Origin of the sequence: Micromonospora sp. NPDC001898 (genome assembly GCF_042891255.1) — a bacterium.
Classification (GTDB): domain Bacteria; phylum Actinomycetota; class Actinomycetes; order Mycobacteriales; family Micromonosporaceae; genus Micromonospora.
Genome location: NZ_JBIATC010000020.1, coordinates 13,208 through 39,569, shown reverse-complemented (window position 1 = coordinate 39,569; position 26,362 = coordinate 13,208). Strand labels below are relative to the sequence as shown.

Sequence of the window (26,362 nt, the reverse complement as noted above, 5' to 3'; positions counted from 1 at the left end):
GGGAGGACCCATGCCACGACAGCTCCGCGCGTTCGGCACCGTTACCGCAGCCCTTCTGCTCGTCGTCGCCTCCCCGCTGGCGGCCCGCGCCGGCGACGTCCCGGATGCCGCAGCTCCGGCGGCCACCACGACGGCCGCCGCCGGGCTCCCGCCGGAACTGGTCACGGCGATGCGCCGCGACCTCGGGCTGACCGCCGGCCAGGTCGATGCCAGGCTGCGTACCGAAGCCGCCGCGCCGCCGGTCGAGAAGCGGCTGCGCGCCCGGCTCGGCGCGGCGTTCGCCGGCGCCTGGATCCCGGCGGGCGGGCAGCGGCTGACCGTGGCGGTCACCGACCGGGCGCTGGCCGCCGTCGTCCGTGCCGAGGGCGCCGATGCCACCGTCGTCGCCCGCAGCGAGCGCGACCTCGGCACCGTCAGGCGAGCCCTCGACCGGCACGCCGTCCGGGCGGACCCGCAGCGGATCCGCAGCTGGTACGTCGACGTCGCCGACAACAGTGTGGTGCTGACGGTGGCGCCGGGCGCCACCGCCGAGGCGACCGCGTTCGCGCGCACCAGCGGCGTCGCCACCGACGCCGTCCGCGTCGTCGAGTCCGCCGACGCGCCCCGCCCGCTGTACGACATCCGGGGCGGCGACCAGTACGTCATCAACGGCAACACGCTGTGCTCGGTCGGCTTCGCGGTCGCCGGCGGCTTCGTCACGGCCGGCCACTGTGGCGGGACCGGCAGCCCGACGCTCGGCTTCAACAACGTCGCGCAGGGCACGTTCGCCGGCTCGTCCTTCCCCGGCAACGACTACGGCTGGGTACGAACCAACAGCAACTGGACCCCGCAGCCCTGGGTGAACAGCTACTCCGGCGGCAACGTCACGGTGGCCGGCTCGCAGGACGCGGCGATCGGCAGCTCCGTCTGCCGTTCGGGACGCACCACCGGCTGGCGCTGCGGCACCATCCTCGGCCGCAACGAGACCGTGAACTACGCCCAGGGCGCGGTGTCCGGCCTGACCCGCAGCAACGCCTGCGCCGAGGGCGGCGACTCCGGTGGGGCGTGGATCAGCGGCAATCAGGCGCAGGGGGTCACCTCCGGCGGCTCCGGCAACTGCTCCACCGGGGGTACCACCTTCTTCCAGCCGGTCAACGAGATCCTCGGCGCGTACGGGCTGTCGCTGGTCACGACCGGCGGCGGGGGCGGGAACCGGCTGATCAGCAACTGGAACAACAAGTGCATCGACGTGCCGAACTCGAACTTCTCCGACGGCGTTCCCCTGCAGATGTGGAACTGCAACGGCACCGGGGCACAGGCGTGGACCCACACCGGCGGTTCCCTGCGCACCCAGAACAACAAGTGCATGGACGTGGCCTGGGGGTCCACCGCCAACGGCGCGGTGATCCAGATCGCCAACTGCAGCGGTAATCCCGCCCAGCAGTTCGTCCTGTCCGCCGCCGGTGACCTGGTCAACCCGCAGGCCGACAAGTGCGTCGACATCGCCGACTGGAACGGCGGCGACGGTGCCCGGCTCCAGCTGTGGGACTGCGCCGGCACCGCCAACCAGAAGTGGCGGCGGGGCTGACCGTGCCCCACCGCCGGCCGTACGACCGTCCCCGAGGAGGCTCCCGTGATCAGATTCCGTTCCGCGCCCCGTGTGCTCGCCCGCGCCGCCGTCGCGCTCGTCGTCGCCGCGGCGTCGCTCGCCCTGTCCGGCCCCATCGCGCCCGCCCAGGCGGCGATCGGCGGCATCACCTGGCAGGACGAGTTCAACGCCCCCGCCGGCGCGGCCGTCGACCAGAGCAAATGGCGGTTCGACACCGGCGGCGGTGGCTGGGGAAACAACGAGCGGCAGTACTACACGAACAGCACCAGCAACGCGGTGCACGACGGCCAGGGCAACCTGGTCATCACCGCGCGCAGGGAGAACCCGGCCAACTACCAGTGCCACTACGGCCGGTGCGAGTACACCTCGGCCCGGCTGCTGACCGCCGCGACGTTCACCCAGGCGTACGGCCGGTTCGAGGCCCGGATCAAGATCCCCAGCGGTCAGGGCATCTGGCCGGCGTTCTGGATGCTCGGCAACGACATGGGCAGCGTGGGCTGGCCGAACGCCGGCGAGATCGACATCATGGAGAACATCGGCCGGGAGCCGAACACCGTGTACGGCACCATCCACGGGCCCGGCTACTCCGGCGGCGGGGGCATCACCGGCAGCCGCACCGTCGGCGCGCCGCTGGCCGACGGCTTCCACACCTACCGGGTGGACTGGGAGCCCAACTCGATCGTGTGGTACCTCGACGGCGTCGAGTTCCACCGCGTCGACCCGAGCCGGCTGGGCGGCAACCGATGGGTCTTCGACCACCCGTTCTTCATGATCCTGAACGTGGCCGTCGGCGGGAACTGGCCGGGCTACCCGGACGGCACCACCCAGTTCCCGCAGCAGATGCTGGTCGACTACGTCCGGGTCAACGGCTACACCGACGGCGGCAACCCGCCCGGCACCACGCGGCTGCGGGGCGCGCAGAGCGGGCGGTGCATCGACATCCCGAGCGCCAACCCGGTCGACGGCGCCAAGCTGCAGATCTGGGACTGCAACACCACCGCCGCGCAGGCGTGGACCTTCGCCGGCGACGGCACGGTGCGGGCGATGGGCAAGTGCATGGACCCCGCCTGGGCCGGCACTGCCAACGGCACCGAGGTCAACCTTGTCTCCTGCAACGGCAACCCGGCCCAGCGGTTCACCCTGAACGCCTCCGGTGACCTGGTGAACCTCAGCGCCAACCGGTGCGTCGACGTGCGCGACCAGAATCCGGCCAACGGGGGCAAGCTCCAGCTCTGGGACTGCGCCGGCAGCGCCAACCAGAGGTGGTCGCGGTACTGACCAGCGAACGGGGGCGCCGACGAACCGCCCCGTCGGCGCGCGACGAACGGGCCCGGCGCAGCGTGGAGGCCGCTGCGCCGGGCCCGGCCGGGTCGGTCGGCCCGCGCCGCCGCGGCGGCCGGCCCCGCTCCGCAGCGGCCCTCGGACGCCACGCCGGATCGGCGGCCGTCGGTTCCGGGCCGGCCCGCCTGAGCGCCTGCCGGCCCCGGACGACTCCTACCGGGACCCGGACCGGATGGGCAGCGCCCTGCCGGCGCCGATGCCGACCGAGTGAGACCTTCGAACCCCACTGTGCTCCGGCTAGCCGATCCGGTACTGGTCGCCGTAGACGGCGAAGACCAGCGGCGTGTTCAGGTCGAAGTTGCCGTTGTTGAGGAACACCCGCTGGGCGGTGTCGACCCGGGACGTGTCGGAGTGCGCCGCCTCCTTCTTCATCTCGGCGACCCGCTCGTCGAGGAAGGCGTTGAGCCAGGTCCGCTCGTCGCCGCCCTGGGCCGGCGGCTTCGTCCGGGCGAGGGCGCGGCTGCGGATCGCCCGCATGCCCTCGTAGCCGTGCATCACCGCCGCGTCGTAGTAGGCGAACTGGCCGAGCGCCCGGACCCCGTCGGCCTTGCCGTCGCGTACCGACGGGTTGAAGTACACCCGGTCCCGCTCGGCCTCCTGGGCGGCCTGGAACACGCCGTCGGCGGCGGCGGTGCGCCAGTCGCGGGGGAAGTTCGGGTCGAGGCCCGCGTGCGAGTCGGTGCCGTTGACCCTGCGCAGGGCCGGCAGGTACGGGGCCAGCACGTTGCCCGGCTTGGTGGCCGTGTACGCCTCGACCAGCTCCAGCATGTCGCCGGTGCCGGAGCAGAAGCCGATGATGCCGGCGGTGTAGCCCCGCCCGTCGCCGATGTCCTCGATGTAGGAGAACTGGGCCCGCCAGTTCAGCGACGAGTTCTCCGCGGCGGAGACGAGCTGCATGGCCACGTCCTTCTTCGCCGGATTGTCGAGGTTGACGCCGGCGGGGGTGGACGGACTGGGGGTGGCGCCCCCGCCGGGCAGGGTCCACCGCTGGTTCGCGCTGCCGGCACAGGTCCAGATCTGCAACCGGGTGCCGTCGGCCGTGTTCCCGTCCGTGACGTCCAGGCACTTGCCCGAGCCGGTGTTGACCAGGGCGCCGTTGGACGCGCTCCACCGCTGGGCGCCGGTGCCGTTGCAGTCGTACAGCTGGACCTTGGCGCCGTCGGCGGTCGACGCCGCGGTGACGTCCAGGCACCTGCCGAGCGCGCGGACCGAGCCGTCGGCGTTGCCGACGGTCCAGACCTGGGCGGCGGTGTTGTTGCAGGCGTAGAGCTGGACGGCGGTGCCGTTGGCGGAGCTGGCGGCGGCGACGTCGACGCACTTGCCGCCCAGTCCGGTGATCGGCCCGGCGGTCGCGGCGCTGGCCGACGGCAGGCCGTAGCCGACCACCGCGGCGGGGACCAGCAGGGCCGCGGTGAGGTAGGCGGCTGCCCTCTTGGCAGGCATGGCACTCCTAGGTTGGGGGACGGGCGGTGCCGGCGGCATGGTCGGGGGGCAGCCCCGGTGGGCCCAGGTTGTCGGGTGTGGTCGTGGGCGACCCGGGCCGGGCCGCCGCAGGTGTCGTCATTCGGGTACGCGCCGGGGCGGGGCCGGCCCCGGTTCAAAGACCTGGCGGCGGGCCAGGACGAGAATGTGGGAATGCGGCACGGGACCGGGCCTCCTTCGGTAATTGTCGAGGCCCCGCGACAATTAGGAAGCTCTATTAACAAATAGCAGCGCGTCGATGCAGTGTCAATCGTCGCGCCCGCCCGGCACCGCTGCGCCATTCGCGGCTGAGAGCCCCGCGCGACGCCCGTGCGCGACGCCCGACCGGGGGGCCGCGCCCCGGGGCCCGCTCCGGTCCGCCGGCCGTCCGGTCAGGCGTCGGTCCATGCTGTCCGGGCCGGCCTTGGTCGTGCCGTCCGGGCCGCCGTTGGTCACGTCGTCCGGTAGTGGCCGGTGAGCCGGCCGAGCTTCATCGCCAGGTGTAGGCACAGCCGCTCGTTGCCGTCCTTCAGGTCGGTCCCGGCGAGCTGTTCGACCCGTTGCAGCCGGTAGTAGAGGGTGGTCCGGTGCAGCCGGAGCTTCTCGGCGGTCGCGTGCGCGTTGCCCGCCAGGTCGAGGTAGGCCTCCAGGGTCTCCAGCAGCACCTGGTGGGCGTCGTCGCGCAGCAGCCGTTCGAGCCCGGGGTGCACCCCTGCGACGTCGAGGTGCTGGCTGTCCAGCTGGGACAGCACCCGGTAGATGCCCAGGCCGGCCCAGGAGACCACCCGGCCCAGCGCGGAAAGCTGTGTCCCGACCCGGGCCGCCTGTGCGGCCTCCTGGTAGGACTCGACTGCGTCGGCCAGCCCGGCGCGGGGCTCGCCGATCCCGGTCACGGTTCGGGACACCGAGGCCAGGCCCCGGGTCGCGGTGCCCAGCGCCTCGTCCAGGTGGCCGGCGGAGACCTCCGGAGAGGGGCGGCCGGCGACCCGGTCGCCGCAGATCAGCAGCACGCCGTGGTCGTGCCAGACCAGGTGCAGCGTCTCCCGCACCCCGATCCATCGGCGGGTGGTCACCAGGGCCTGTTCCAGGGCGATCCGGGCCACCTCGTCGGGCTGCCGCCCGCCGGCCGGCACGATCTGGGCCACGAGTGCGACGGTGGTACCGTCGCCGGCCACCGTGCCCTCCTCCAGCAGCGCCCGCGTCGCGTGTTCGCGGGCCTCCCGGCTCTCCACCAGCAGCGTGCGGGTGGCCTCGGTCTCCCGCTGCGAGGCCAGCTCGCCGAGCAGGTTCTCCCGGTACAGGGCGAGCGACAGGTCGGTGAAGGCGCTGGTCGCGGTGGCGATGTCGGCGTCGGTCATCGAGCCGTCCGCGTCGATGAACCAGACGAATCCGAGTAGCAGGTCGTCGTGCCGGATCGGCACGCAGACCCTCGGCAGCAGGTCCAGCTCGGCGTACGCGGGGGTACGGACCGGCTCGCGTGCCGTGAGCACGCCCATGCCCCGGAACCAGGCGATCACCTCCGGCGTCGTCTGCCGGCGCAGGATCGACATCCGACGGACGTCGTCCATCGGGCCGTTGTGCTCGCTGTAGGCGACCACCCGCTGCCGTCGGTCCTCGATGAGGGCGGGCCGCCCCACCCGGGCGGCGACGGCGTCGACGATTCGCTGGAGCTCACCGTGCATGGATCTCCCCTGGTTGCGCCGCGCGACAGGGGTCGCGCGACCGCCAGTCCTTACCCTCCGGTGCGGGTGGGTACCCGCGCAAGGTCCACTGTCGAAGTCGCGACAAAAGGACGGGCGGCAGCGCGCCTGTTCCGGCATCTGTCCGAAGACCAGCGGTGAGGGACGTTCCTAAGGTTCCGGTACGGATCGCACCCGGGCCGGCCCGCACAGCGCGGGTGGGGTGACTGGCGGTGCCGGCAGGAGGAAGGATGCCCGAGTGAGAGCTGGTAGGCCCTGGCGGGGCGTGCTGGTGGACATCGTCACGCCGTTCCGCGACGACCTGTCGGTCGATCTGGACCAACTCCAGGAACACGTCCGCTGGCTCGCCGCCCAGGGGTGCCACGGGGTCGCGCCGTGCGCGTCGGTGGGAGAGTACCGGGCCCTCTCCGACGACGAGCGGGCCGCCGTGGTGCGGGCGACGGTGCAGGCCGCGCCGCCCGGCTGCGCGGTGCTGCCCGGGGTCGGTGGCTACGGCAGCCGGGAGGCCCGGCGCTGGGCGGAGCAGGCCGCCGGGGCCGGTGCCCACGGCGTGCTCGCGCCGCCACCCGACGGGCACGCCGCCCGCGCCGCCGACGTGGTCGCCCACTACCGGGAGGTGGCGGCGATCGGGCTGCCGGTGGTCGCCCACAACGAACCGCACGACACCCGGGTGGACCTCACGCCGGACCTGTTGGCGACCGTCGCCGAGATCGACGGGATCGTCGCGGTCAAGGAGGTCACCGGCGACGTGCGCAGGCTGCACCGCCTGCGGGACCTCTGCCCACACGTCGACGTGCTGGCCGGCGCCGACGACGTGCTGCTGGAACTGGTGCTGTGCGGCGCGACGGGATGGGTCGCCACCCTGTCCAACGCGCTGCCCCGCGAGGCCGTGCGGCTGTACGAGCTGTGCGTCGCCCGCGACCTGGGCCGGGCGCTGCCGCTCTACGCCGAGCTGCACCCGCTCCTCGGCTGGGCCTCCCGGCCCGAGTCCGTGCAGGCCGTCAAGCTCGCCATGGAGTGCGCCGGGCGGTTCGGCGGCCGGTGCCGCCCACCGCGTGGGCCCCTGCCCGGGCCCGCCGCCGAGCGGGTGCGCCGGGACGTGCTGCGGGCCCTCGCGGCGACCGCCGAACCGGCTTCCGGGGGCCCCGCCGGCTGATCCCCTGGTGGGCGCCGGTCCTTCAGGTGTCGGAAGTCGCCGCCCCACCTGCCGACATCTGCACGGTGACCAGCCCCGTCCCGCCCTCCTAGATTCGCTGCGCGGCCTGCTGACAGGTGTTCCGCGATCCCCCCATCGGGATGCCCGGCACCGCGTTCCCCCCGACGAGAGGTGGTTCCGTGCACCGTGCTACCCCCAACCGAACGCGGCTGAGGCGTTCCCTGCTGGCCGCGGCCGTGGTGACCACGCTCGTGGCGACCGGGGCGGCGCAGGCCGCCGCGGCCCCGGCCAACCCGGCCGGCGGCACCGCTCCGTTCCAGGTCCTCGACCCGCAGGCCTGGCAGAACCCGGACACGATGACCTGGAACGACTACAAGGCCGTGCCCGGCAAGAACTGGGCCGACCCGAGCGTGTCGGGTTCGGTCCGCAACTTCAGGATCGCCCTGGTGGCGCTCGACTATCCCGACCAGACGTTCGCGGTCTCCCAGCGGGCCCGCTCGACGGTCTTCGGCAACCCCCAGTCCGTCGCGACCAACATCCCCCGGGCGGACGTGCCGAAGTTCTACCAGGACTTCCTGAACACCCCGAACACCCTGAACAAGGGCCACACCCTGCACGAGTACTGGATGCAGGACTCCAACGGCCGCTACGGCGTCGACCTCGCCGGGTTCGGGCCGTACCAGATGCCGGCGAAGTCCCACCAGTACGGGCTGGACAACAGCTTCAACCCGGGCGCCTGCCCGAGCGGGGACGTGTGCGGCAAGAACATCCGCACCGACGGCCTGGGCGCCTGGCGGGCGGCCGTCGGCGAGGAGGTCGCCAACCAGTACGAGCTGGTGTTCATCCTCAGCGCGGGCCAGGACGAGTCGTCGACCTGGCAGGAGTTCGGACAGATGATCTTCCAGAACAAGGAGGACGTGCCGGACGCCTGGGGCCCGCCGGACCCCAACCTGCCGAACTGGGCGAAGACCCGCTACGTGGACTGGACCTCGTGGAAGGCGGCGGCGACGCTGTGGCCGAACGCCGGCGGCGGCTCCTCGACGCAGGGGGAGAGCTCCGGTATGGGCGTCTACGCCCACGAGCTGACCCACCTGCTGGGCATCGGCGACAACTACAACAACCCGTACGGTGAGCCGCTGCGCAGGGCGTACACCGGCATCTGGAGCATGATGTCGCGCGGGTCGTTCAACGGCCCGGGCGGCCCGCACACCCGCTGGCAGATCCCGCCGACCAACGGCGGCTCGATGGGTTCGCTGCACACGGTGCGGGACAAGCTTAAGATCGGCCTGCTCGGCGAGGAGCACGTGCTGCGGTTGTCCCGGGAGTCGCTCGCCTCCTCGGGCATGGTGGTCGCGCAGGTCACCGCCCGCGCGGTCGACGCCGGCCCGAAGGGCCTGACCGGCGTGAACATCGCGCTGAACAAGGACCTGTCGCCGACGTGCGGCGTCAGCACCGATCCGCTGTGCGACGGCGGCAACTTCAACAACTACACGGTCGAGGTCGTCGACCGGATGGGCGCGGACTCCTTCACGCCGGACAGCGGCGTGCTGCTGAGCAAGACGAAGAACGCCGACAGCGCGCCGTACCAGTGGGTGGTGGACGCCAACCCGCAGGACATCGACATGATCGACTTCTACCGTCCGGACGGCACCCCGCAGAAGATCACCATGGGTGACTACCGGCAGCTCTCCGACGCGCTGTTCCACGCCGGCGCGGACACCGGCAGTCAGTACGAGTACGTCGACGAGGCCAACCGGCTGCACTTCTACATCATCGACCTCAAGCGGGACCCGGCCGGCTCGCTGTCCTACACGGTGGCGGTGCGCTCGCTGGACGGCACCGGCGGGCCGAGCAGCCACGGCGTGACGCTGGGCAAGGGCGAGGTGACCGGCAGCAGCAAGCCGACCAACCGCGGGGCGACCTGCTCGTTCGAGCTGACCAACACCGGTTCGTACTCGGCCGGCGGGCAGCAGCACCCGGAGAACGCCAGCGCGTACCTCAAGTCGGACGTCTACCGCCTGTCGGCGGAGGTGGCCGGCAAGGGCTGGCGGACCTGGCTGCCCAACCAGCTCGCCACCGCGCAGTTCGGCAAGTCCACCACGGTCAAGGTGTCGGTGGGCGCCACCGCCGCGGCCGCGGACGCCGGCTTCGTGAAGCTCACCGCGACCTCGGAGAGCGACCCGACGAAGACGGTGACCAAGCAGTGCCGGGTCGAGAAGTCCTGACCGGCACCCGAGGCTGACCCCGTTCCTTCCGGGGCCGCGGCGACAACCAGCCGCCGCCGCGGCCCCGGAAGGCGGGCGAGAGGAGGACGACGTGCGGCGAGGCACCATGACGCTGCTGCCCCTGCTGCTGGCCGGCGCGACCGGCTGCGGCGCCGCCGGCACCGCACAGGAGGCGGTCTCCCCGACGACGGTCCGGGTCCTGGTCCGTGACATCAACATCCGGGCCGAGGGCGTGGACTGCGCCGGCACCGGCCCGTACCTGCACTTCCACAACCGGGCGCCGTTCCGTGTGCTCGACCCGGACGGTGCCGCGCTGGCCACCGGGCGGCTGCCGGCGGGCACCGCGGTGGCCGCCTTCGCCGAGGACCTGGGGGTCGAGCGGGTACCCACCTACTGCGAGTTCGCCGTCGGGGTGCGGGTGCCGCAGCGGGCCTCCTACCGGCTGGAGGTGGACGGCCGGCCGGCGCTCGACCTGACGCCGGACAGCAGCGAGGGGCCGGCGCTGGTAGCGGTGGTCCCGTCATGAGGCGGGTGTTCCTGCCGCTGCTGCTGGCGGTGGCGCTGTCGGGCGGGTGCAGCACGCCCCCGCCCGAGCCGCCCGCGCCGGCGCCCGCCGGTGGAGCGGCGACGCTGCCCGGGCCGGTCCCCGCCGACCTGGTGTTGCGCCCGGCGCCCGGGTCCGCCCCGGCCGCCCCGGCGTTCACCGGCACGCTGACCGACGGCACCCCGCTCGCCGCCGCCGACCTGTGGGCGCAGCGTCCGGTCGTGCTCACCTTCTTCAACTCCTGGTGCACCACCTGCGCCAGCCGCCAGGCCGCCCTCAGCGAGCTCGCCCGCCGCTACCGGGACCGGGTGGTCTTCGTCGGCGTGGCCGGCGCGGACCAGGCCGAGGAGGTCCAGGACTACCTGCGCGCCCACCGGGTGGAGTATCCGGTCGTCCTGGACGACCAGCAGACGATCTGGCGCTCGTACGCGGTGCGGGAGCCACCGGCGGTCGTGGTGGTGGCCAAGGGCGGGGCGCTGCTGCGCGGCTGGCCGGGGGGCCTGGACGCCCCGGAGCTCGACCAGCGGCTCCGGGAGCTGGTGCTGGCCGGCCAGCCGTAGTCAGCCCGGGTGGAGTTCGGCGGCTCCACCGCTGACCTGCCCCTCAGTCGTCAGGGGACGGACACGCTCCGTTCCCAAGGCGGCGCAACGGGTACGCGGGATGGCCGGACGTGCTGCTCAGGCTGGCTGTCCGGCCCCTGTCCGCCGGTCCACCGATGATCTAGCGTCCCGTGCGTCTGGTGCCTGTTCGCCACCTCGGGCGCAGCGAACCTAGGGGGGACAGTGCCGTTTCGTGAGGACGCCGTCGAGGCGACCAGCCCTTTCCGCCTCGACCGGTCCGGGCCGGGCGCGACCCGGCCGCCGGGCTGGCGCCCCCTGCGGGTGGCGATGATCGGGCAGAAGGGCGTGCCCGCCACCTACGGGGGGATCGAGCGGCACGTGGAGGAGATGGCCAGCCGGCTCGCCGCGTTCGGCCACGAGGTGACCGTCTACTGCCGGGACAGCTACGGCGACGTGTCCGCCGAGCAGTACCGCGGCATCCGGCTGCGCCGGGCCCGCACCGTCGCCAGCAAGCACCTCGACGCGATCGTGCACTCGACCACCTCGACCCTGGCGGCCCTGGCCGAACGTCCCGACATCGTGCACTACCACGGGCTCGGTCCGATCCTGACCGCCCCGCTGGCCCGCTACGCCTCCCGGGCGAAGGTGGTGCTCACCGTGCACGGGCTGGACAACCAGCGGGGCAAGTGGGGCCGGGCGGCGCGTGCCGTGCTCGGCACTGCGTACCGGCTCAGCGCGTACGTCCCGGACGCCAGGGTGACGGTGTCGCGCGGCCTGTCGACGCACTACGCGACCCGGTTCGGGCGGCCCGCCCGGTACATCCCCAACGGGGTGACAGCCCCGCGGCACCTGCCGCCCCGCCAACTCGACGGCTTCGGCCTGCGCCCTGGCGGGTACCTGCTGCTGGTCGGCCGGCTCGTGCCGGAGAAGGCGGCGGACCTGCTCGTGCGGGCGTTCCGGCGGCTGCCCACCGACCTGCGGCTGGTCGTCGTCGGAGGTTCCTCCTTCACCGACGACTTCGTCGCCCGGATCCGCCGCGAGGCCGGCGACGACCCGCGCATCGTGTTCACCGGCTTCGTCTACGGCGAGCAACTCGCCGAGCTGTACTCGCACGCGGCGGCCTTCGTCCAGCCCTCCCGGCTGGAGGGACTGCCGCTGACGCTGCTTGAGGCCGCCTCGTACGGGCTGCCGGTGGTGGCCAGCGACATCGAACCGCACGTCGAGGTGCTGGAACGCGACGCTCCCGGCCGGCGGTTGTTCCGCGACGGCGACGGCGACGACCTGCTGCGGGCGCTGGCCACCGTGACCGCCGACGTGCCTGCGGAGCGGGCCGGCGCCACGCTGCTGCGTGACCGGGTGCTCGCCGAGTACAACTGGGACACGGCGGCCCGCGACCTGGAGCGGCTGTACCTCGAGTTGGCCGTCCGAGCGCCCCGACCGCGCCGCCATCCCGAGCCCCGGCGCCGCTGAACCGCCGGGTCCGGCTCAAGGCAGCGTGGTACGTGGGCGGTCGGCCGTCGCGCGGACCGGAGGCCGCCACCCCGGCTCCGGTGGCACCGCGTCGTGGCCGGCGCGTCGGCCGCCGCGCCGTGGTCAGCATGCCGCTCAGCGCGGCGATGCCGTTCAGCGTCAGGGCGCTGGTGGCTCGACTGTCGCAGGTGTGCGATACGGTCCCGCCATGGCAGCCAGGATCGATCTGACGCTCGACTGCGCGGACGCGCAACTCCTCGCCGCGTTCTGGCGGACGGCGCTGGGCTACGTCGACGAGCCGCCGCCCGCCCCCTTCGCGACCCGCGCGGAGTGGCTCGCGCAGTTCGACCTGCCGGAGGGCGACTCCGAGGACGACGGCGCGTGGCTCTGCGACCCCGACGGCATCGGCCCCCGCCTCTCGATCCTCCGGGTCCCCGAGCCCAAGACGGTGAAGAATCGGCTGCACATCGACGTCCGGGTGCCGGGACACGGCGGTCCCGACGAGCGGTGGGCACGGATCAGGGCGGAGTCCGAGCGCCTGGTGAGGGCGGGCGGGAGCGTGCTGACGGAGTTCGACGGCCACCACGTGACGATGGCCGACCCGGAGGGCAACGAGTTCTGCGTCGCCGCAGCCGCGCCCTGACCGGCCGCGCAGCCCTCACCACCGCGCAGGGGCCGCGCCTGATGTCCTGCCTTCCCTACGCCGCTCCGCGTCCACCGGCGGCGGATCGATCGGAGACTCCCGTGGGTGTTCTGTACGACTACTTCCGGGCGGCAGACGACGAAACGGTCGCCACGTTGATGGCCGCCACGAACGGCGGCCCGCTGGTGGGGGCGGTAGCCCCTCCCGAGGTGGACGTCGTGGAGGCCAAGGGCGTCGACCCGTCGGTGGTGCTCGGCCAGGCCGTGTCGCTCGCCCTCGACATCCCATGGGAAGTCGACCTCGTCGACGACCGGCTCGTCTGGCCCGACGCGGGCGCAGCGGGTGCGGAGCACGACGGGCCCTGGGTGGTCAGGCTCGGCGACCGTGCCCGTGACGTGCTCGCCGCGATCGCGGAGGACCGGCTGCCGGCCCTCGCCGACCGCTGGTCGAGGATCGAGGAGTTGTCCTGGGGCGAGCCGGCCGGGATGCTGCCCGTGCTCCGGCGACTCGTCGGGCTGGCCGGCCGGGCGCAGGCGAGTGGGCAGCACCTCTACTGCTGGATGTCGCTGTGACCGCGCGGGGCTCGGTGCTCTGACCACGGACGTCGGCTCGGGGCTCCCTGGTCCGTGGCCAGAGCAATCAGGGCGATCAGCGGTCGCTCTCCGCGAGCTCCTTGATGTTCTGCAGCCCCGCGTCCATGTTGGTCCGCAGCTGGCCGAGCCGGAAGGCCACCAGATCCTCCTCGCTCTCGGGCACCATGTCGATGAACAGGCTGATCCCGGAACGGCCGGGGCCTATCCGGGCCGTCTGCCGCAACCGGGTGCCGGTCGTCTCGGGCGTGATCTCGAAGCACCAGGCGGCCGCCGGCTCGGTGTGGTCGCCGTCAGGCCCGGCGAACCTGCCGTCCACGTCCAGGACGATCCACCCGAACCGGCGCTGCTCCTCCAGCTCCACCACCCGGCAGACGGTGCGCCACTCGCCGATCTGCTCGTGGCGGTTGTAGCCGACGAAGCTCGCCCCCAGCTTCGGGCGATCCGCGCCGTCGATCCACTCCACCCGCTGCAGCTCGGGACTGAGCCGAGGAGGCAGGTGGATGTCGGTCACGAGATCCCAGACCCGCGTCGGAGCCGCCTCGACGTAGAGGTCACATGCCACGCTCGGGCCGTCGGTGTATCGCACGTTGCCGCCTTCGGTGTCGGGCTGGGCCGCCCCGGTCGACCCGTCGTGGACGGAAGGGGAGCCGGGTGCCGCCACAGGGGCGCCGACCGCGCGGCTCGCGGGTCGGTGCGGTGGGCGGACGCCGAACTCATCGACGTACGTGACCAGCTTTCTCAGGTTTATAGAGGGTTCCATGGCGTCCCGTCAATCCTCGTCGTCCCGATCCGGCGACGGGCCGGCGGCCCCGTCCGTGGGCACGCGTCGGTCGGTCGCCGACCCGTGCCCACCGGGTGGATCACGACGCCGTCACTCCTCGTGAGGGGATCATGGGCCGTGTCGCCGTCGGGGGCCGGACGTTACGCCGTCCACGGCCGACGCAACGGCCCATGTTCCCGGGGTGACGGCAACCGTTAGATTAGGCCGTTCTCCCGGTCCCTCGGCGGTGACCGGCAATGGCACCCCCCTGGAAACGAGTGGTCGGCGAGCGAGTGGACGGACAGCGACACGGCACGGTGCGTGACGCCGGCCCGCCCGACGGGGCCAGGCGTCGGCCGGCCGGCGACCCGACCGGGCGCCTGTTGACCGGTGGCGCCGCGCTGCTGTGCGCCGTGGTGGCGGTCGTCGCCGGCCTGGCGATGACCCGTGGCGACCGGGTGGGCGTGGTGCTGCCCCTCGTGGTGGTCGTCGGGCTGGCGGTCGGGGTGCTCGCGTTGACCCGCTTCGCGGCGTACGTGCTGCTGATGCTCGCCGTGCGCTCCTGCGTCGACCTGTTCAAGCTCAGCGGCCCGACCGCCGGCCGCGCCGACGCCGGCGCCGCCACCCGGACGCTGGACCCGTCGACGATCCTGGCCGTGCTGTTCCTGCTCGCCGCCGGCCTGTGGCTGGCCGCGCAACTGCGCGAGAGGGGCCGGCTGCGCGGCTCCCCGCTCAGCGTGGCGCTGCTGCTGGTCGGCGCGACCTCGCTGGTCAGCGCGCTGGGCGCCGCGCAGCCCGTGCCCAGCGCGCTGGAGGCGCTGCGCATCGGCACCGTGGTGGTGATGTTCGTCGTCCTGGAGCAGTTGATGCCGGACCTGCCGGCGATCCGGCGGTTCCTGCTCGCGGCGTACGCATCCCTGGCGCTGGCGGTCGGCTACACCGCCGTGCTGGTCCTGCTCGGCGACCCGCCGGCCGAGGTCAAGGGCGACTTCACCCGGATCAGCGGGCCGTTCAGCCAGTCGACCACGTTCGGCCGGTACCTGATGTTCATGGTGATCTTCGGGTTCGGCGTGCACCGGTATCTGGCCCGCCGGCTGCGGGTCGCGCTCGGCGTGCTGCTCGCGGCGTCGCTGGTGTTCCTGCTGCTCACCAACACCCGCAGCGCCATCCTCGGCGCGGCACTGGGCCTTGTCGTGGTCGCGCTGCTGCACCGCAGCCGGCGCCTGCTGGTGGCGCTGTGCCTGGTCGCGGTGGCGGGTGCGGCCCTGCTGCCGACGGTCGCGCAGCGCTTCGGGCAGCTCGCCGACAGCGCCGCCGTCGGCGGTGACCCGACCGGCAACACCCTCGCCTGGCGGGTCGACTACTGGTCGGAGATCGTCTCCCTGGCCAACCGCAACCCGGTCACCGGCATCGGGCCCAACATGACCAAGTTCGAGGCCGACGAGGCGAAGAAGCCGCACAACGACTTCCTGCGCGCGTACGTCGAGACCGGTCTGCTCGGTCTGCTCGCCTACCTGGCGATGATGGTCCTCTGCCTGCACGCCGGGTGGACGGCGCTGCGCCGGGCCCCGCCGGGCACGCTGGGCCGGGGTATCGCGGTCGGTTTCCTCGGCTGCGCGGTCGCCTTCGTGGCGGTCAGCGCGGCCTCCAACGTGATCTCGAACGTGGTCACGTTGTGGTACTTCGCGGCGTTCGCCGCCGCGGCCAACGCGATCGCCCGAGGCGTGCCCGCGGGCGCGGACCGGGTCGTGACGCCCGTCGCGCCGACGTCGCTCGGGCGGGGCATCGGATGAGCTACCGGACAGTGGGGAGCACAAGGGTGGAGATCGTCGACTATCTGCGGGTCGCGCGGCGTCGGCTCTGGGTGCTGGTCGGAGTCCCGGTGGTCGCCGCGGCGGTGGCCGCGCTGGTCGTCCTGCTCGGCCCCCAGCGCTACACGGCCACCTCGTACGTCGCGGCGCCGGCCCTTGTCGGCGGCAGCGCGGCCCAGCAGTACACCGGCACGCAGGCGGCCAACCAGTTCGCGGCGGCCTTCGCCGCCGCCGTGACCTCCCCGCAGGTGGTCGACCAGGTGTCGGCCGACACCGGCGTCGCGGCGGGGGATCTACGCGACGGGCTGACGGTCGAACAGGTCGGGGCGAGCAGCCAGCTCACCCTGGCCTACACGGCGACCAGCCGGTCCACGGTGATCCCGGTGCTCACGGCGACCGGGAAGCGCGCACTGTCCTTCCTGTTCACCAGCCAGGTCAACATCGCCACCGGCGAGGTGCGGGCGGCCACCGACGAGCTGACCGCCGCCACCCGGGCGATCAACGACTGGGAGAGGACGAACAAGGTCAGTCAGCCGGACAAGCTCTACCAGGCGACCCTGCAGGAGATCGCCAGCATGCGGCAGCAGCAGTTGCAGATGCAGGCCGTCGGCAACGGCCGGGGCGCCGACGCCGCGGCCGGGGCGATCGCCGCAGGGCAGAAGCGGCTGGACGGGCTCGGCCCGAAGCTGCCCGACTACCAGGCGCTGCTCGCCCAGCGGGACGGTGCCAGCACCGCGTTGTCCTCCGCCCGGCAGGGCCTCCAGCAGGCCCGGGCCCAGGCCCAGGCCGCCGACCCCGCCCAGGTGACCAGCCTCGGCGAGGTCCAGCCGGTCTCCCGGGGCCGGGCGCTGGCCGGTCTCGTGCTGCCGGTGACCGGCGCCGGCCTGCTGCTGGCCGTGCTTCTGGTGGCAGTCCTGGAGCAGGTCACCCGCAGCCGGGCGGCTGCGGCCGGCCGGGCCGCGCCGGCGCAACGGGCCGCAGCGACGGGACCGGCCGCAGAGAACGGGCGGGCGGACGCGGTCGGGCCGGCCGGCCCGAACGGGCGGGCCGGCGCGGTGAACGGACGGGCGGACGCGAACGGGCGGCCCGCCGTGCTCGCGCCGCGCGACGCCGACGCCGACGCCGTGCCAGAGCTGCGGCGCGGGTAGGCGGGCGGCGTGGCGGCCGAACCGGACCGGCACGGGGAGCCGGCCGCCCCATCGGGCGGCCGGTGGCCGGCGTCGCCCGACCCGCAGCCCGGTCCCGCCGCGCTGGGCGAGGCGGAGCCGCAGGGCGATCGGCACGTCCGGGGGATGGCCCGGGGCGGCGGCCTCAACCTGCTCGGCGCACTGCTCAGCCAGGCCGCGGTCTTCCTGATCATGCTGCTGCTGGCCCGGGTGCTGGGCATCCGCGAGGTCGGCCGGTACGCCCAGTGCTACGCCGTGCTGTCCCTGGCCGGGCTGCTCTCGCTCTCCGGCTTCCGGGCCGGGCTGACCCGGTTCGTGGCGGTGCACCTGGCGGACTCCGACGCGCCCGCGCTGCGTGGCACCGTCCGGCTGGGGCTGGCCATCTCCGCCGCCTCGTCGGTCGTCCTCGCCGCCGCGCTGGCGCTCGCCGCCCCGTGGCTCGCCGCCCGGCTGCACGATCCCGGGCTGGCCACCGGCCTGCGGCTGGTGGCGCTGACCCTGCCCGCCTCGACGATCTGCGAGGCCGCCCTCGCGGCGACCCGGGGCTGGCGGACCCAGCGCCCGTTCACCTTCATCGGCCAGCTCTACGAGCCGGGCACCCGGCTGCTGCTGACCGCGCTCGCCCTGGCCACCGGCGCGGGCCTGACCGGGGCGTACTGGGCGCTGGTCGGCGCCGGTTGGTCCGCCGCGCTGCTCGCCCTGGTCGCGCTGGGCCGGCTGGTCCGCCGGGTGCCCCTGGCCCGCCCGGTGTACCGTCCCCGCCAGCTCTTCGGCTTCTCCACCGTGAGCTGGGTGTCCTCGTTGTCCTCGACCGGGCTGATCTGGGTCGACACCCTGCTGCTCGGCTTCTTCGCCAACCCGCAGATCGGCGTCTACAACGTGGCCACCCGCCTGGTCACCGTCGCGATCTTCGTGCTCGCGCCGATCAACGCCGCGTTCGGCCCGTACATCGCGCACCTGCACCACCGGGGGGAGCTGGCCGACGTCCGCCGGGTGTACGCGGTGGCCACCGGCTGGGTGGTCCGGCTGTCCATGCCCGCCTTCGTCGCGTTGCTGGTCCTCCCCGGTGACCTGCTGCGGGTCTTCGGTGGAGAGGTCGCCGCCGGTGCGGCGGTGACCGTGGTCCTGGCCCTGGGCCAGCTCGTCAACGCGGCGACCGGCCCGTGCGGCACGGTGCTGAACATGTCCGGCCGGGTGGCGGTCAACATGGCCGACAACCTGGCCGCACTGGTGCTCAACATGCTGCTCAACCTCTGGCTCATCCCGGCGTACGGCATCGTCGGCGCGGCGCTGGCGTGGAGCGTGTCGCTGATCGTGGTCAACGTCGCCCGGGTGCTCCAGGTCCGCGCGCTGGTGGGCGCCCTGCCGTTCACCGTGGGCATGGTCAAGGGGATCGCCGCCGGCGCGGCGGCGCTGCTCGCCGGGCTGCTGGTGCGCTGGCTGCTGCCGGGCTGGCCGTGGCGGCTCGGCGTCGGCCTGCTGGCGATCGTGGCGGTCTACCTGGGGGTCGTGCTAGCGCTCGGGCTCGGCCGGGAGGACCTCATGGTGCTGCGGGCCCTGGTGCGTCGGCGCGGTCGCGGCGCCCCCACGCCACCCCCGCCCGGCCCACCTGCCGACGGCGGCCCATCAGTCGACGGTGGCGTACCTGCCGACGGTGGCAGGCCGACCGCCGACGGCACCGCGGTGGCCCGGTGAGCGCCGGGCCCCGCCGGGTCGCGGTGGATCGGCTGCGCCGGGCGGTACGCGGCACGCGGGCCTGGGTCCGCGCGGCCCGGCCCGGCCCGGTCGGTGCGCTGCCTGACTTCCTCGTCATCGGCGGGCAGCGCTGCGGCACCACGTCGCTGCACCACTACCTCGTCGCGCATCCCGACGTGCGGGCCGCCACCGGCAAGGAGCTGCAGTTCTTCAGCCTGCACTCCGGGCGTGGGCAGCGCTGGTACCGGGCCCACTTCCCGCCGGCCGCCCCCGGCCGGCAAAGCTTCGAGGCCAGTCCCTACTACCTCTTCCACCCCGCGGTGCCGGCGCGGGTGGCCGCGCTGCTGCCCGAGGCCCGGTTCGTGGCGCTGCTGCGTGACCCCGTCGAGCGGGCCTACTCGCACTACCTGCACACCCGCTCGCTCGGCCGGGAGCCGCTGACCTTCGCCGACGCGCTCGCCGCCGAGCCGGAACGGCTGGCGGCGGCGCTGCGCCGGGGCCCGGACACCCCGGCGGCCCACCGGACCCTGCGCGACCACTCGTACGCCGCCCGGGGCCGCTACGCCGAGCAGCTCGACCGCTGGTTCGCCCACGTGCCCCGGCAACGGCTGCACGTGGTACGCAGCGAGGACCTGTACGCCGACCCGGCGGCGACGTACGCCGGCATCCTGCGGTTCCTCGGGCTGGCACCGTTCACGCCGGATGCCTTCGCCCGGCACACCAGGCGGGCCGAGCGGGGCCCCTCCCAGCTCACCGACGAGCTGAGGGCCGACCTGACGGCCCGGTTCGCCCCGCACAACGCCCGCCTCGCCGACCTGCTCGGCTGGCCGGGCACCTGGTGACGCCGCCCCGCCCCGCCGGGGTGGGGCCGACCGGCGGGGGCTGCTCAGCGGGTGGGGGCGACCGGCGGGGCCGCTCAGCGGGCGGGGCCGAGGATCGCGGCGGGGTCGCCGGTGGACCGGATCAGCACCGGCTCCGCCCCGATGGTGACCGGCCCGGCGGCCCGTCGCGGCTCGGTGCCGACCGGGCCGCTGTCCAGGCCCGGCGCGGCCGGCAACGACACGCTCCCGCCGGAGGTCGACCAGACCACCAGCGTGGTCAGCTCGCCGCGCCGGAACGCCACCCCGGTCAGCCCCTTCGCGGTCACCGGCTCCGCTGTCGCGTCCTCGGCCGCGAGCGCCAGCCCGGCCAGCTTCACCCCGGCCGGCCGTACGGTGCCGTCCGGGTCGAGCAGGCCGTAGCGCACCTCGCTGCCCTGCCGGTTGTTCGGGTTGTACGCCAACGGCAGCCAGAGCACCTGCTCGACGCCGCCGGCCACGAGCTGGACGACCGCCTTGACCATCTCGTCGGCCCGGCTGGCCGCGTCGCCGTCGCCGTCGCGCCAGAACTGGCCGACCTCCCACGCCTGGACCGGCACCCCGGCCGGGGTCTGCTCCCGCAGGTAGTCCAGCAACGCCGGCACCCCGGCGAAGTGTTCGTAGAAGTGCAACTGCCGTACGCCGACGATCCGCTCGTCGAGCAGTTCCTCGGTGACCGCGAGGAAGGCCAGGTTCCTGGCGTTCTGCTCGGTGGCCAGGGCGGTCCGTAGCTGCTCCGGCCCGTCCACGGCCGGGATCTGCCGGCCCCGGGTGCCGACCCGGCGCGGGAAGTACGCCCGGTACGCGGCGACCGCCTCGTCCGGCCGGCCGGCCCGCACCAGCCGGTCGGCGACGCCCATCCCGTACGCCACGCTGCTGATCCCGGAGTCGACCACCCTGGCCTGCGGGTCGGCCGACCCGACCGCCTCGGCGGCCGAGGTGACCAGCCGCCGGTAGTCCGCCGGGCTGCCGGCCCAGTACTGCGGCGCGTTGACCTCGTTCTCGATCGCGTACTCCCGCACCCCGTAGGGCGCGTAGCGGCGTACCACGTCCCGGACGAAGCCCTGGTAGGCGGCCAGGTCCCGGGGCATCGCCGACTCGGTCTTGTTCGCCTGGCCCCGGGTGTGCCGCGCGCTGCCGCCGGTGGCCCAGCAGACCCCGGTGCGGATCTTCAGGTGCAGGGTGATGCCGAGGTCCCGGCTCTCGCGGGCGATCCGGTCCACCGCCGAGAAGTCGGGGCTGCCCTGGGTCTTCTCGATGTCGCACCAGCTCAGCTCGTGGTACGTCGCCGAGCCGGAGAGCTGCTTCAGGTACGGCACGAACGACTCGTGGCGCGACCAGTCCCAGTGCGCGCCGAAGGGGTTCCGCACCCCCGGCGCCGCCGACGGCCCCGGCCCGGCAGTCGGCCCGGTCGCCGACGCCGCCGGGGTCGGCCGGGGCGTGGGGGAGGAGGGGCCGTCCGAGCAGGCCGCCCCGGCGGCCAGGGCGAGCGCGAGCGCGCCGACCAGCAGCGGGGCCCGCCGCGCCGGGCGGCGCGTCACCGGTACCCCAGCTCGCGCAGCGTCGCGCCGGAGAAGACGCGGACCAGCACCCGCAGGAACGGGTCCAGCTCCCGGCGGTACGTGCCGACCCGCGAGCCGTAGATGGCGGCGTCGGTGCGTGCGGCGGCCCGCCGGCGGTCCGCCTCGGCGGTGTACTTGCCCGCCACGTCGTGCTGCTTGCCGCCGTAGTCGAGCACTCCGGCCTCCCAGGGTTCGCCGAGGAACTCGAACAGTGCCCGCATGGCCTTCTCCGGGTCGCCGACGGTGTCCTCGTAGCGCAGTTCGTGGTACCGGTCGGCGGGCAGTCGGCTGCCCGCCGCGCGGGCGACGCGGATGTAGCGGGGCCACTTGACCACGCACTTGACCGCCGACCAGTAGCCGAACCGCTTGCGGTGGGAGACGACCACGTCCCGGCCGTCCCGGATGACGTGCACGAACTGCGCGTCCGGGAACACCTCGGCGAGGAAACCGATCGACAGCGCGTACAGGGGCGTCTTGTCCGCCCAGCGGGTCTTGCCACGGGACCGGGCGTAGTCGGCGTGGATGCCGCCGAAGAAGTCGGCGATGCGGCCCAGCCAGTAGTCCCGGGGGAACCCGAAGCGGGCCAGCCGTTCCCAGTCCCGGCCGACGATGCGCTGCATGTCGGCCAGGAAGCGGGTTTCCGGGCCGCAGGACACCCGCGAGTGCGAGTCGAGCACCAGGCGCAGCATCGTCGTCCCGGACCGCTGGCAGCCGACCAGGAAGATCGGCCCCCGGGGCCCGGCCTCCTCCTCCGCCTTTGCCGCCGCCGGGTCAGCCACGGCCCACCGCCGGGTCCAGGCCGGCCCGCGCGTCCAGCCGCCCGGTCAGCTCGGTGCACAGCGCCCGCACCCGGCCGTCGAGCTCCAGCGGGGGCCGGCGGGGGACGCGCGCTCCGATGTGGTCGTGCAGCGCCGGGTCGTACGGCAGGTCGAGGAACGCGCACAGCCGCCGCGTGTACGCGGCCGGGTCGGCCACCAGCGCGTCGTACGAGCAGAGCAGCGTGTCGTCGCGGCCGGCCAGGCCGAGGGTGAAGAACAGCGAGTTGCGGACGTACCAGAACAGGGCGGCGGCGGTGTGCGGGGTCATCCGGTCGTAGTCGAAGCCGGCGATCAGTTCGCGGGCCGGCCCGTCCAGGCGCTGCCCCTGCCACCGGTCGCCGATCGTGCCGTCGGCGACCGCCCGCAGCGCCCGCAGGTTGGCGTCGCCGAACTTCGCCACCTCGGAGCGGGCCCGCTCGTCGACGTCCCGGTACGCCCACAGCGCCCGGCCGGGCCGCAGCCCGGCCAGGCCGAGCAGCTCGTCCACCCGGTGCGTGTCACACAGCGGCTTGACCAGGACGTACCGGTGCCGGCTACGGTGCACGGCGTCGGCGAGCACCGCGTCGGAGCGCAGCCGGAAACGGTGGAACACCCGCCGGTCGTTCTCGTTGCGGACGTCGAACGACGGCGCCGCGTCCAGCCCCCGGGCCAGCATGTTGGTGCCGGAGCGTTGCAGGCCGACCAGGTACACGGGCACCGCCCCGCCGGGCGGCTGCGGGTGGGCCCGCCGCCAGCGCCACTTCGCCAGCGCGGTGCCGGCCCGCTGGACCGGGTCGAGCCGGTCCTCCTCGATGAGCCGCCGCACCCCCTCGGTGCGCGCCCAGCGCAGGTGCCGCACCACCCGCCGGGCGGTGTACGCCCACGCCGAGGGTTCGTCCTGGTGGGCCACCGGGTCCTCCTCGGGCTGACGGTCGGGCGGGGAACACGCTACCGGCTGATCATCGTGGCTGGCCAAGTGGCCGTGCGGCCAGCGCTGATGGGCCGTGTGGTCAGTTGGGGATCATGACTGGACTCGTCCGCCCGGTTTGCATACCGTGGGGCCCCTGGTCACCGCTGCTGCCCGGTGCCCACCCTTCCCCACCCCTGAGCGGCCACTCAGCAGGCCACCCCTGGAGCAGGCCGATGCGTGTCCTCCACGTCAACAAGTTCCTCTACCGCCGTGGCGGCGCCGAGGGCTATCTCCTCGATGTCGCCACACTGCAGCGGGGCGCGGGCGACGAGGTCGCGTACTTCGGCATGACGCACCCCGACAACGACGCACCGCTGCCGTACGCGCGGCACTTCCCGCCGCTGGTGGAGCTCGACCCGGCGCCGTCGGGGATCGGTTCGCGCGCGACGGCGGCGGCCCGGATGATCTGGTCCCCGGCCAGCCGGCGCGGCCTCGCCCGGGTGATCGACGAATTCCGGCCCGACGTGGTCCACCTGCACAACATCTACCACCAGCTCTCGCCGTCGGTGCTGGCCGCGGCGCGGGCCGCGCGGGTGCCCTGCGTGATGACGCTGCACGACTACAAACTGGCCTGTCCCAGCTACCAGATGCTGGACCGGGGTGCGGTGTGTGACGCGTGCGTCACCGGCGGCCCGCTGCGGGCCGCCCGGCGCCGGTGCAAGGACGGCTCGCTGCCGGCCAGCGGCCTGCTGGCCGTGGAGTCCTGGCTGCACCGCTCCACCCGGGCGTACGGGCCGGTGCAGGCGTTCGTCAGTCCCAGCCGGTTCCTGGCGCGGGTGATGCGCCGGGCCGGTGTCTTCCCGGACCGGATGCACGTGGTGCCGCACTTCGTCGACGTCGCCGCGACGCCCGTGAAGTCGACCCCGGGCGGGTCGGTGGTCTTCGCCGGCCGGCTGTCTGCCGAGAAGGGCGTCGACGTGCTGGTCGAGGCGCTCGCCCTGCTGCCGCCCGAGGTGTCGCTCGACGTGGCCGGCGACGGCCCGGCCCGCGCCGGGCTGACCGAGCTGGCGCTGCGGCGGGCGCCCGGCCGGGTCCGGTTCCACGGGCGGCTGGACAAGGCCCGGCTGCACGCGCTGGTCCGGTCCGCGGCGGTGGCGGCCGTGCCGTCGCGGTGGAACGAGAACCAGCCGATGGCCGTGCTGGAGGCGTTCGCCTGCGGCGTGCCCGTGGTCGCCACCGACCTGGGCGGGCTGCCCGAGCTGGTCACCCCCGGCGTGGACGGCGAGGTGGTCGCCGCCGACGACCCCGCCGCGCTGGCCGCCGCGCTGCGCCGCGTCCTCGCCGACCCGACCCGGGCGCACGGGATGGGCCTGGCCGGGCGGGCCCGGGTGGAGCGGGACTTCTCGCCGCAGGCGCACCTGGCCCGGCTGCGCGAGGTCTACGCGACGGCCGCGCGGGCGCTGCGGGAGCCGGCGTGACCCGCCCGGTGCGGGTGCTCTACCTGGCCGGCAGCGGGCGCAGCGGCAGCACCCTGGTCACCACCGTCCTCGGCCAGTACGCCGGGTTCTTCGCGGCCGGTGAGCTGCGTTACCTGTGGCAGCGCGGCGAGGTGGAGAACCGGCCCTGCGGCTGCGGCCTGCCGTTCCGGGACTGTCCGGTGTGGCGCGCGGTGCGCCGGGACGTGCCGGTCGACCGGGCCGGCGGGATCGCCGCCGGGCTGCGCGGTCGGCTGCGGCTGCGCGGGGTGCCCGCGCTGGTGCGCCGTCACCGGCGCGGCCGGCGTGCGGTGCCCGCGCACCCCGACGACGCGGCGCTGGCCGGCCTGTACGCCGCCGTGGCCCGGCACGCCGGGGCGCGGGTGGTGGTCGACTCGTCGAAGCTGCCGCCGTACGGGGCCCTGGTCGGCGCGCTGCCCGGTGTCGAGCTGCGGGTGCTGCACCTGGTCCGCGACCCGAGGGCCACGGCCTTCTCCTGGCGGCGGCGCCGGGGCCTCGACGGCGAGGCCGACGAGCGGCTGATGAGCCGGCCTCCGGTGTGGAAGGCGGCCCTGCTGTGGCTGGTCTGGAACACGCTGACGGCCCGGCTGTGGGCCGGCGACCCGGGCCGCTACCTGCGGGTGCGGTACGAGGACCTGACGGCCGACCCGGAGGCGACGCTGGGCCGGATCGCCGCGTTCGCCGACGCCGGCACGACCACCGGCTCCGACGCCGAAGCCGGCCTGTTCACCCGTCCCGACGCCGGCCCGTTCACCGGTCCCGCGACGGTGCGGCTGGCGCCCACCCACTCGGTGGCCGGCAATCCGTCGCGGCACCGCACCGGCCCGGTGCCGATCGCCGCCGACGTCGAGTGGCGGCGCGGGCTGTCCCGGTGGTCGTACGCCGTGGTGACCACGCTGACCGCGCCGGGGCTGCGCCGCTTCGGCTACCCGTGGCGTCGGGGCGGCCCGGTGGCACCCCGGCAGGAGGAGGACTGAGGATGTTGGCCGTGGTGGTGGGCACCGGGCGGTGCGGCTCGACCCTCGTGCAGGAGCTGCTGTCCCGGCATCCCGGCGTGGGGTTCGTCTCCGGCGTCGACGACAAGCTGTCCCGGCTCAACCTCACCGGCCGGTTCAACGGGCCGCTGTACCGGCGGTCGGCGCCCCGCCCGGCCGGCATGACGTCGCTGCGGCACAGCCGCCGGCTGCTGGAACGCGGCCGGCTGCGGGTCGCCCCGTCGGAGGCGTACCAACTGCTGGACCGGCACGTGCTGGCCGGCTTCTCCCGCCCGTGCCGGGACCTGACCGCCGAGGACCTCACCCCGCACGTGGCGCGGCGGCTGCGCGCCTTCTTCGACGCCCGGATCGGGCGGCAGCGCTGCCCGCTGCTGGTGCACCACGTCACCGGCTGGCCGCGCACCGGGTTCCTCCGGGCGGCCTACCCCGGGCTGCGGGTGGTCAACGTGGTCCGCGACGGCCGGGCCGTCACCAACTCCTGGCTCCAGATGGGCTGGTGGGACGGCTGGCGCGGCCCCGACAACTGGTACCTCGGGCCGCTGCCGGCCGACCTGCGCCGGGAGTGGGAGGAGTCCGCCCGGTCCTTCCCGGTGCTCGCCGCGCTCGGCTGGAAGATGCTGATGGCGGGGTTCACCGACGCCCGGGCCGCGCACCCGCCCGGGCAGTGGCTGGACGTCCGCTACGAGGACCTGCTCGCCGACCCCCGCGCGGAGGCGGCCCGGATGCTCGACTTCCTCGGGCTGGACTGGACGCCGGCGTTCGAGCGGGGCTTCGGGCGGTACGAGTTCCCCGCCGGGCGCCGGGCGGCGTACCACGACGAACTGGGCCCCGCGCAGCTCGCGGCCGTCGAGCGGGCCCTGGCCGAGCCGCTGCGGCAGTGGGGCTACCGGGACTGACCGCTTCCCCCGGGCGAGGGGCCCACTCGTCGGACCACGTCCGGCGAAGTTCCTACATGTGCAGGTGGTGGCACCGGTCGCCGGCTCGTAGCGTACGCAGCCTCGGACCTCAAGGAGACTCATGGCTACAGTGGGA

At 74.3% G+C, this 26,362-nt stretch carries 22 protein-coding genes; 16 read left to right on the top strand and 6 right to left on the bottom strand.

The features are described 5' to 3' along the window. Positions 1 to 10 precede the first annotated feature (10 nt). Together ACFYZF_RS26860 and ACFYZF_RS26855 are read left to right on the top strand one after the other, a co-directional pair. Positions 11 to 1,567, top strand: coding sequence for a ricin-type beta-trefoil lectin domain protein (locus tag ACFYZF_RS26860; protein ID WP_387025343.1), 1,557 nt, complete (start codon positions 11 to 13; stop codon positions 1,565 to 1,567). Positions 1,568 to 1,612: 45 nt separating this feature from the next. Continuing rightward, positions 1,613 to 2,866, top strand: a complete 1,254-nt coding sequence (locus tag ACFYZF_RS26855; RefSeq protein WP_387025341.1) for a family 16 glycosylhydrolase — start codon at positions 1,613 to 1,615, stop codon at positions 2,864 to 2,866. A 300-nt stretch (positions 2,867 to 3,166) separates the two neighbouring features. Here ACFYZF_RS26855 and ACFYZF_RS26850 read toward each other — a convergent pair whose 3' ends face one another. Both ACFYZF_RS26850 and ACFYZF_RS26845 read right to left on the bottom strand, forming a co-directional pair. Further along, on the bottom strand, positions 3,167 to 4,372 hold the full coding sequence (locus ACFYZF_RS26850) for a lectin (RefSeq protein WP_387025339.1): 1,206 nt from the start codon (positions 4,370 to 4,372) through the stop codon (positions 3,167 to 3,169). A 470-nt stretch (positions 4,373 to 4,842) separates the two neighbouring features. Then, positions 4,843 to 6,072 carry a PucR family transcriptional regulator gene (locus ACFYZF_RS26845; protein ID WP_387025337.1) on the bottom strand — a complete coding sequence of 410 codons (1,230 nt, stop codon included), beginning with the start codon at positions 6,070 to 6,072 and terminating at the stop codon, positions 4,843 to 4,845. A gap of 256 nt (positions 6,073 to 6,328) precedes the next feature. On the opposite strand from ACFYZF_RS26845, the gene ACFYZF_RS26840 reads away from it, so the two are divergent. From ACFYZF_RS26840 to ACFYZF_RS26810, 7 genes are all read left to right on the top strand, one after another. After that, positions 6,329 to 7,246, top strand: coding sequence for a dihydrodipicolinate synthase family protein (locus ACFYZF_RS26840; protein ID WP_387025335.1), 918 nt, complete (start codon positions 6,329 to 6,331; stop codon positions 7,244 to 7,246). A gap of 179 nt (positions 7,247 to 7,425) precedes the next feature. Continuing rightward, on the top strand, positions 7,426 to 9,471 hold the full coding sequence (locus ACFYZF_RS26835) for a M6 family metalloprotease domain-containing protein (protein WP_387025333.1): 2,046 nt from the start codon (positions 7,426 to 7,428) through the stop codon (positions 9,469 to 9,471). Between the two features lie 91 nt (positions 9,472 to 9,562). Continuing rightward, positions 9,563 to 9,997: a hypothetical protein gene (locus ACFYZF_RS26830; protein WP_387025331.1), complete on the top strand. Its 435-nt coding sequence runs from the start codon at positions 9,563 to 9,565 to the stop codon at positions 9,995 to 9,997. Beyond that, positions 9,994 to 10,575: a TlpA family protein disulfide reductase gene (locus tag ACFYZF_RS26825; protein ID WP_387025329.1), complete on the top strand. Its 582-nt coding sequence runs from the start codon at positions 9,994 to 9,996 to the stop codon at positions 10,573 to 10,575. The genes ACFYZF_RS26830 and ACFYZF_RS26825 overlap by 4 nt, the downstream gene beginning before the upstream one ends. 222 nt (positions 10,576 to 10,797) lie before the next feature. Further along, positions 10,798 to 12,045 carry a glycosyltransferase family 4 protein gene (locus ACFYZF_RS26820; protein WP_387025327.1) on the top strand — a complete coding sequence of 416 codons (1,248 nt, stop codon included), beginning with the start codon at positions 10,798 to 10,800 and terminating at the stop codon, positions 12,043 to 12,045. 208 nt (positions 12,046 to 12,253) lie between these two features. Further along, a complete protein-coding gene (locus tag ACFYZF_RS26815) occupies positions 12,254 to 12,688 on the top strand; it encodes a VOC family protein (protein ID WP_387025325.1) in 435 nt (144 codons plus the stop codon). A gap of 101 nt (positions 12,689 to 12,789) precedes the next feature. Then, a complete protein-coding gene (locus ACFYZF_RS26810; protein WP_387025323.1) occupies positions 12,790 to 13,260 on the top strand; it encodes a hypothetical protein in 471 nt (156 codons plus the stop codon). 76 nt (positions 13,261 to 13,336) lie between these two features. Here the strand turns inward: ACFYZF_RS26810 and ACFYZF_RS26805 are convergent, their stop codons facing one another. Beyond that, a complete protein-coding gene (locus ACFYZF_RS26805) occupies positions 13,337 to 13,867 on the bottom strand; it encodes an SRPBCC family protein (protein WP_387025321.1) in 531 nt (176 codons plus the stop codon). Between the two features lie 467 nt (positions 13,868 to 14,334). Between ACFYZF_RS26805 and ACFYZF_RS26800 the strand changes: the two genes are divergently transcribed. Genes ACFYZF_RS26800 through ACFYZF_RS26785 form a run of 4 tightly spaced genes read left to right on the top strand, consistent with a single transcriptional unit; the run spans position 14,335 to position 19,555 of the window. Continuing rightward, positions 14,335 to 15,834, top strand: a complete 1,500-nt coding sequence (locus ACFYZF_RS26800; protein WP_387025319.1) for an O-antigen ligase family protein — start codon at positions 14,335 to 14,337, stop codon at positions 15,832 to 15,834. A gap of 26 nt (positions 15,835 to 15,860) precedes the next feature. After that, the gene (locus ACFYZF_RS26795) at positions 15,861 to 17,000 is read left to right on the top strand and encodes a Wzz/FepE/Etk N-terminal domain-containing protein (RefSeq protein ID WP_387025317.1); all 1,140 of its coding nucleotides are present in this window, start codon (positions 15,861 to 15,863) and stop codon (positions 16,998 to 17,000) included. Between the two features lie 9 nt (positions 17,001 to 17,009). Next, positions 17,010 to 18,713 carry an oligosaccharide flippase family protein gene (locus ACFYZF_RS26790; protein WP_387025315.1) on the top strand — a complete coding sequence of 568 codons (1,704 nt, stop codon included), beginning with the start codon at positions 17,010 to 17,012 and terminating at the stop codon, positions 18,711 to 18,713. Continuing rightward, the gene (locus ACFYZF_RS26785; RefSeq protein ID WP_387025313.1) at positions 18,710 to 19,555 is read left to right on the top strand and encodes a sulfotransferase family protein; all 846 of its coding nucleotides are present in this window, start codon (positions 18,710 to 18,712) and stop codon (positions 19,553 to 19,555) included. Before ACFYZF_RS26790 ends, ACFYZF_RS26785 begins: the two co-directional genes overlap by 4 nt. Positions 19,556 to 19,629: 74 nt before the next feature. Here the strand turns inward: ACFYZF_RS26785 and ACFYZF_RS26780 are convergent, their stop codons facing one another. From ACFYZF_RS26780 to ACFYZF_RS26770, 3 genes are read right to left on the bottom strand one after another with little or no spacing between them, the layout of a single operon-like run. After that, positions 19,630 to 21,111 (bottom strand): hypothetical protein, encoded by a 1,482-nt coding sequence (locus ACFYZF_RS26780; RefSeq protein ID WP_387025311.1) that lies wholly within the window; start codon positions 21,109 to 21,111, stop codon positions 19,630 to 19,632. Next, positions 21,108 to 21,911 (bottom strand): sulfotransferase family protein, encoded by an 804-nt coding sequence (locus tag ACFYZF_RS26775; protein ID WP_387025309.1) that lies wholly within the window; start codon positions 21,909 to 21,911, stop codon positions 21,108 to 21,110. The genes ACFYZF_RS26780 and ACFYZF_RS26775 overlap by 4 nt, the downstream gene beginning before the upstream one ends. Next, positions 21,904 to 22,839 carry a hypothetical protein gene (locus ACFYZF_RS26770; RefSeq protein ID WP_387025307.1) on the bottom strand — a complete coding sequence of 312 codons (936 nt, stop codon included), beginning with the start codon at positions 22,837 to 22,839 and terminating at the stop codon, positions 21,904 to 21,906. Before ACFYZF_RS26770 ends, ACFYZF_RS26775 begins: the two co-directional genes overlap by 8 nt. 233 nt (positions 22,840 to 23,072) lie before the next feature. Here ACFYZF_RS26770 and ACFYZF_RS26765 point away from each other — a divergent pair, with 233 nt between their 5' ends. The 3 genes from ACFYZF_RS26765 to ACFYZF_RS26755 are packed head-to-tail and all read left to right on the top strand — an operon-like array spanning position 23,073 to position 26,226. Then, positions 23,073 to 24,317 (top strand): glycosyltransferase, encoded by a 1,245-nt coding sequence (locus tag ACFYZF_RS26765; RefSeq protein WP_387025305.1) that lies wholly within the window; start codon positions 23,073 to 23,075, stop codon positions 24,315 to 24,317. Next, a complete protein-coding gene (locus tag ACFYZF_RS26760) occupies positions 24,314 to 25,312 on the top strand; it encodes a sulfotransferase family protein (RefSeq protein ID WP_387025303.1) in 999 nt (332 codons plus the stop codon). Before ACFYZF_RS26765 ends, ACFYZF_RS26760 begins: the two co-directional genes overlap by 4 nt. 2 nt (positions 25,313 to 25,314) lie before the next feature. Then, entirely contained in the window at positions 25,315 to 26,226 is a 912-nt protein-coding gene (locus ACFYZF_RS26755) for a sulfotransferase family protein (protein WP_387025301.1), read from the top strand. The last annotated feature ends 136 nt before the right edge of the window (positions 26,227 to 26,362 follow it).